This window comes from Arthrobacter sp. GAS37 (assembly GCF_044908325.1).
Classification (GTDB): Bacteria; Actinomycetota; Actinomycetes; order Actinomycetales; family Micrococcaceae; genus Arthrobacter; species Arthrobacter ramosus.
On sequence record NZ_JBIYDB010000033.1, the window covers coordinates 40,882 to 47,248 of the forward strand.

The following is a 6,367-nucleotide window of genomic DNA, read 5'->3' on the forward strand; positions in this document are numbered from 1 at the left end:
AGCCAACAATTCAGGAGGATTGCCCGGCCTTCAGGACCGGGCAGGGGATTCGTACTACGCCTTTGAAAAATACAGGCGAGGTCGGAACATCGTAGAAGTCGGTATCGGACGCAGGTGCACAAAGACTGCGCCCGGTGAGGATGTGCTCGGCCCAGACAGGACCATTGTTTCTCGACGTCGAGGGCGGGAAATACATGGACGCCAAGAGGAGCGAGAAACCCGTAAGCGCCGCGATGGGTGCAGCACGCCCAAACCTTGCCAATGCGGAGGCAAGCAACGGAATCGTGGCGAGGACGAACATCGTCGGCACTACCGAGTACCTTCCAAACACGAACCTGGCGGGCCAATCCGCAGCAGAAAAGGTTGCGTAGTCCAGGTACGGTGCCGGGTTCGAAACGACGCAGGCAACCCAAATAACGGCCGACGCGGTGATGAAGAAGCCCGCCAGCCATTTCTCCCGCGCCGAGCCCAGGACCAGCACAGCCACCGGGACGGCGAGGACGAGGAGGGAGGCCACGATCATCGGGGCAGCTCCGAAGTTCACGATTTGTTGCATGACACCGGACGCAGTGCCGTAAACGATGGGTCCTGCGGTGTTGATGAACCACCCGTAAACGGGGGACCACGGGTCAAGCTGGTAGCTCGCGCCGCCGCTTGTTCGAGGATGCGTCACCGTCGCAATAACCTGGCAGGCAAGACCCAGGCTGAGACCCGCACGGGCGGCCCACATGTTTTTGTCTCTTAGCCGGTAAAGGAAGAGTGGAACAAAGACAATCGAGATAATCTCGGTCAGGGAGGCGAGGGCTGCGACGACAAAAAGCACGCCGCCTTCCAGTTTTGACTTTGCCGGTTTCATCAATAGCCACGGAGTAAGCCAGAGCAGGTACCAGTGCAGGTTCGCGAAGTTTCCAAGGGTCTCAAACGCGCCGACATTCACGAAAATGGGAACTGCCGCCCAAGCTACGCGGATCCACGTGTTGCTGGTCAAGGCTTGGGAGCAGTGGTACGTCATGAGGGCGACGCCGGCCACAGCCGCGCACGCCAACACGGTGAGCGCTATGGCGTAGTCCTCAAGTGCGAAGAACCGGACAACTACATCGGCTGCGAGGCGGGGGACGACGTGGAGATAGCCTGCGTACGGCCGGATTGGCGTGAAAGTCCGGGTCGGATTCAAAGCGTCCGTGAGAAATACCGCGCCGTCCTCCGCCCACACGACGCCTTGGGCCGTTGGTGGGATCCGCCAGAACGACACCAGTGTCAGCAATATAAGGGCGCCAACATAGCACGCACTTCTAGCCAGAATAATTTTCACGATCTGTCCCCCAAAGAGCAGGCCCGAGACTGGGCGAACGTACCCAATTTAGATGGCGGTTCCGTAATTTCAAAAAGCGCGGCCGGTCTCGGTGGCCGGCGCCCTATTCAGGGAGCAACTCGTCCTCCACAATCCGCCCAAGACCAGGGCTATCCACATACGTGAATTAGGTACTGCCGCGGAAGTTCGCGGCACGTGAAGCTGAAAGAGCCAGACAGGCAGCTCAACTCACGTTAGGACAAGACCATGAATGACATCATCACTGTCCGGGGATTCGTTGCCACGGAACCCAAAAGTTCGACGACACCTGGCGGAACGGGGACGGCCTCGTTCCGGCTGGGCTCCACGGCGCGGAGGTTCGACCGCGCGAACGATGTCTGGGTGGACGGCAATACCAATTGGTTCAGCGTCCAGGCGTTCAGGCATCTCGCGGGAAACATTGGATGCAGCGTCAAGAAAGGCCAGCGGGTCATCGTGGTCGGGAAACTCAAGTTGAGGCAATGGGAACACGAGGGCAAGATCTACCACGTTGCCGAAATCGTCGCCGAGTCGGTGGGGCACGACCTCATGTGGGGCTCGGCGAACTTCATCCGGACCACCAGTAGCACCAGCCCGCAGAGCCTGCCAGCAGCCGCTGAGGTGGGGCCGGAGAACCCGTGGCCTTCGGCCGAGGAAGAGGGTGAGGACGGCCCTCATGACGACGAGGACGGCAGTGCCGCAGCCGAGCGGGAAGTCATTCTTTCGGCCGGAGAAGGCGATGAGTCGGTTCTCGTTGATACTCACACCGGAGAGCTTGTGGACGCCCGGGCTTGAATGACGCGAGGCCTGAAATAGCGCCGGCGCTTGAAACAGGGGATGCTGCGGACAGCCGCGGATGCGATGTGGCGCAGCGGGTAGTGCGCCGCATGGCAGAATGGCCGGGTGACGAGCAGGGGAAAGCGGCAAAAACCATCAGGACGCCGCCACGCGGCCGGAAGCCCGGGTTCGCTGCTTGCGGTGCCGCTACTCGTGGCCGGGCTGGTGGCCGGCTGCACGGCGCCTGCCCCCGTGGTGTCAGGAAGCACGGCGGTCTCATCGCCTGCCCCATCGAGTGCGGCCAGTGCCACTCCCGCTGTCACACCCAGTGCCGGGAGCCCGTCGGCATCGGCATCGGCATCAGTATCGCTCAGCCCGGGCACTGCCGCCCTGAAGCAGACCATGGAGTCCGTACTCAAAACCATTGCCGCCGCAACCCCCAAACCGGCACAAGATGCATTGCGATCGCAACTCGTTTCGGCCGGCATCCCAGACTCTGCTGTGGAGGTATCCGCGAGCAAGACGCCGACAGGACTGGATGTCGACGCCATCGAGGCCGCGGCCAGGCTGGACAGGGACTGCGTCATGGGCGAGATCAGGGCCGGCCAGGTTTCCGTGTCGGTCTTGCCAGTGTTGGCCAGCGGCAAATGCTTCGTCGGGGATTCCCGCTAGCAGGGCCGAATGTGAGTTATGCCTTGCCACCCATTAGATTTAACGGCATGGCGGAATTCATTTATACGATGACCAAGGCTCGCAAGGCCGTTGGCGAAAAACTAATCCTGGACGATGTCAGCATGTCGTTCTTCCCTGGCGCGAAGATCGGCGTCGTTGGCCCGAACGGAGCCGGCAAATCCACGATCCTGAAGATCATGGCTGGTATCGACACACCGTCGAACGGCGAAGCCCGCCTCAGCCCCGGCTACTCCGTGGGCATCCTCCTGCAGGAGCCGCCCCTGAACGAGGAAAAGACCGTCCTGGGCAACGTCCAGGAAGGCGTGGGCGAGATCTACTCGAAGATCCAGCGCTTTAACGCGATCTCCGAGGAAATGGCCAACCCGGACGCCGACTACGACACCCTGCTGGAGGAAATGGGCCACCTTCAGGAAGCCATCGACGCTGCAGATGCGTGGGACATCGATTCCCAGCTCGAGCAGGCCATGGACGCGCTCCGCTGCCCGCCGGGCGACTCCGACGTGACTGTCCTGTCCGGTGGTGAGCGCCGCCGCGTAGCGCTCTGCAAGCTCCTGCTGCAGAAGCCCGACCTCCTGCTCCTTGACGAGCCCACCAACCACTTGGACGCAGAAAGTGTCCTGTGGCTGGAGCAGCACCTCTCTTCCTACCCCGGTGCCGTCCTCGCCATCACTCACGACCGCTACTTCCTGGACCACGTCGCCGAGTGGATCTGTGAAGTGGACCGCGGCCGCCTTTACCCCTATGAAGGCAATTACTCCACGTACTTGGAGAAGAAGCGCGCCCGCCTCGAAATCCAAGGCAAGAAGGACGCCAAGCAGGCCAAGCGCCTCACCGAGGAACTTGAATGGGTCCGCTCCAACGCCAAGGGTCGCCAGACCAAGTCGAAGGCTCGTTTGGCCCGGTACGAGGAAATGGCAGCCGAGGCTGACCGCACCAGGAAGCTCGACTTCGAGGAAATCCAGATTCCGCCGGGACCGCGTCTGGGTGGCTTGGTCCTGGAGGCGAAGAACCTGCAGAAGGGCTTCGAGGACCGGACGCTGATCGATGGGCTTTCGTTCACGCTGCCCCGTAACGGCATCGTCGGCGTCATTGGTCCTAACGGAGTCGGCAAGACCACGCTGTTCAAAACCATCGTCGGGCTGGAACCGCTCGACGGTGGCGACCTCAAGATCGGTGACTCGGTCAAGATCTCCTACGCCGACCAGAGCCGTGGCGGCATCGACCCCAACAAGACCCTGTGGGAGGTCGTTTCAGACGGCCTGGACTTCATCCAGGTCGGCCATGTTGAAATGCCGTCCCGCGCCTATGTGGCGGCCTTCGGCTTCAAGGGACCGGACCAGCAGAAGAAGGCCGGGGTACTCTCGGGTGGTGAGCGTAACCGCCTGAACCTGGCACTGACCCTCAAGCAGGGCGGAAACCTTCTCCTTCTTGACGAGCCCACCAACGACCTCGACGTCGAAACCCTCAGCAGCCTTGAGAACGCCTTGCTTGAGTTCCCCGGCTGCGCCGTGGTGGTCTCGCACGACCGGTGGTTCCTCGACCGGGTTGCCACCCACATCCTGGCCTACGAAGGCGACGAGGAGAACCCGTCGAAGTGGTACTGGTTCGAGGGTAACTTCGAGTCCTACGAGGAGAACAAGGTGGAGCGCCTCGGTCCGGACGCTGCCAAGCCGCACCGTGTCACGCACCGCAAGCTGACCCGCGACTAAGCGAATTGCTCCACAGAAGGCCGGCGCCCTGGATATTTCTCCGGGGCGCCGGCCTTCTTTGCTCGATGATCCTGGCTGGGTTGTGGCTGCGTTGTGGCTGCGTTGTGGCTGCTACGACGGGATCCGGAGCATGCCCTCTTGCGCCACCGTGGCGACATGCTGGCCATCGCGGCTGAAGATCTTGCCGGTGGCAAGTCCGCGGGCGCCTTGGGCGCTGGGGGACTCCTGCACGTAGAGCAGCCACTCGTCCACGCGGACGGGGCGATGCCACCACATTGCGTGGTCAAGGCTCGCCACGCTCATGCCTGGCGTCATCCAGCTCAATCCGTTTTTGCGCAGCACCGATTCCAGGATGGTGTAGTCGCTCGCGTAGGCCAGCGCAGCCAGATGAAGGTTGGGATCGTCCGGCATCGGGCCAAAGGTCTTCATCCAGACGGCATTGCTGGCTACCCGGTCCTTGGGCGCTTCCACATAGATTGCGGGATCGACGTGGCGGACATCGAAGGGCCGCTCGAAGGACATGTGGCGTGCGAGCGGATGGTCGTACTTCTGCAGGAGTTCCGCTGTGCTCGGCAGCGTTTCGGGGTCCGGGATTCCGGCCGGCATGGAGGACTGGTGTTCCACGCCCTCGGCTTCGGTCTGGAAGGAAGCGATCATCGACAGGATCGGTTGACCTTCCTGGTAAGCGTGCACCCGCCGGGCGGAGAACGAGCGTCCGTCACGAAGCCGTTCAACGCTGAATGTGATGGGCTGGTTGGCGTCCCCCGGACGAAGGAAATAGCCGTGCATGGAATGGACGGTTCGATCCTCTTCCACCGTGCGCATACCGGCCACGAGGGACTGGGCGAGTACCTGCCCGCCGAACACCCGGTGGCGTGGCTGTTTCTGGGAAGGCCCAAGGAAGATGTCCTCGGCTGTCCTCGCGCCGTCGAAGTCGGCCAGGGACAACAGTTCGATGAGGGTGGATGTGGGGTCCTCAAGGGCAACCTGATGTTCCAGGCCGGCGTGCGCGTCAGTCATGGTTCGACTCTAGACGCCCCCCTGACCCCTCTCAACCGCGGACATGCCGGTAGAGTCGATGATGTGTCCGACGTACTGACCCAGTCCTTCCATTTCGTCGATCCCCGTGATCTGGCGGATCTCCGCACTTATGTCACGCGTGCCAAGAGCATCGACGATGGCGCCATCCGGCTGCAGGCCTCCGGACGCGTCCTGGCTGCATACGTGTGCGTCCTGAGGCCGCGCATCCTGGGCGAAGCGACGCCGACCATTCTCGGGCTTCGGACCATCGCCCTCGCCGATGACGCGCACGCGGACGTCACGGTGACCCTGTCCTCGGTCCTGGACCGCTTGGCGCGTTCCGGTGCCGACGACGTCGAGCTTCCGATCCCGCTGTCGACCGTTTCCGAATCGTGGGCAGGAGTCGGGGCGCCCCGCAGCGGCTGGGAGCCGCTGGGTTCAGTGCCCGACGCCGATCTCAAGTCTGTCGCGAATGCCGGCATTGCCGAGGTGGCCGGGATTGTTCCGGATCAGCCCGGCGCGTTGATTGTCAACAACACCAGGGCCGCGGTGTGGGGACGGGAGATTCCGGGACTCGACGGCGTGCCCGCAGGCGCGGCGTTCGCGGCCTTGGCGCTCGGTTTCCTTGGCGACGGCGAACACCGGCTCTTCCGCAACGGCCGTTGGTTCCGGCTCAGCGGGAGCCGGGGCCACATCTTGGCACGATCCGGATCAGGCCTGGGCTTCAAAGCCCGCTGAGATTGGGGCAGGCCCTTTCGTGTCGCGTTCCGCGCCACGTAGGGACCCTGCTGCCCCACTCTGGGCAGGCCCTTTCGTGTCGCGTTCCGCGCCACGTAGG

General features: G+C 62.8%; 6 protein-coding genes. 4 read left to right on the forward strand and 2 right to left on the reverse strand.

What is annotated here, in order from left to right; genetic code table 11:
* Positions 1-10: 10 nt before the first annotated feature.
* Positions 11-1,252 (reverse strand): hypothetical protein, encoded by a 1,242-nt coding sequence (locus tag ABH924_RS19630; RefSeq protein ID WP_404501540.1) that lies wholly within the window; start codon positions 1,250-1,252, stop codon positions 11-13.
* A gap of 306 nt (positions 1,253-1,558) precedes the next feature.
* On the opposite strand from ABH924_RS19630, the gene ABH924_RS19635 reads away from it, so the two are divergent.
* From ABH924_RS19635 to ettA, 3 genes are all read left to right on the forward strand, one after another.
* Positions 1,559-2,125: a single-stranded DNA-binding protein gene (locus ABH924_RS19635; RefSeq protein ID WP_234749891.1), complete on the forward strand. Its 567-nt coding sequence runs from the start codon at positions 1,559-1,561 to the stop codon at positions 2,123-2,125.
* A gap of 108 nt (positions 2,126-2,233) precedes the next feature.
* Positions 2,234-2,779, forward strand: a complete 546-nt coding sequence (locus tag ABH924_RS19640; protein ID WP_404501542.1) for a DUF6993 domain-containing protein — start codon at positions 2,234-2,236, stop codon at positions 2,777-2,779.
* A gap of 47 nt (positions 2,780-2,826) precedes the next feature.
* Complete coding sequence (gene ettA / locus ABH924_RS19645; RefSeq protein WP_344787633.1) at positions 2,827-4,509, forward strand: energy-dependent translational throttle protein EttA; 1,683 nt, start codon at positions 2,827-2,829, stop codon at positions 4,507-4,509.
* Between the two features lie 111 nt (positions 4,510-4,620).
* Here ettA and tesB read toward each other — a convergent pair whose 3' ends face one another.
* A complete protein-coding gene (tesB, locus tag ABH924_RS19650; RefSeq protein WP_234749886.1) occupies positions 4,621-5,529 on the reverse strand; it encodes an acyl-CoA thioesterase II in 909 nt (302 codons plus the stop codon).
* Between the two features lie 63 nt (positions 5,530-5,592).
* On the opposite strand from tesB, the gene ABH924_RS19655 reads away from it, so the two are divergent.
* Positions 5,593-6,267 carry a hypothetical protein gene (locus ABH924_RS19655; RefSeq protein ID WP_404501545.1) on the forward strand — a complete coding sequence of 225 codons (675 nt, stop codon included), beginning with the start codon at positions 5,593-5,595 and terminating at the stop codon, positions 6,265-6,267.
* Positions 6,268-6,367 lie beyond the last annotated feature (100 nt).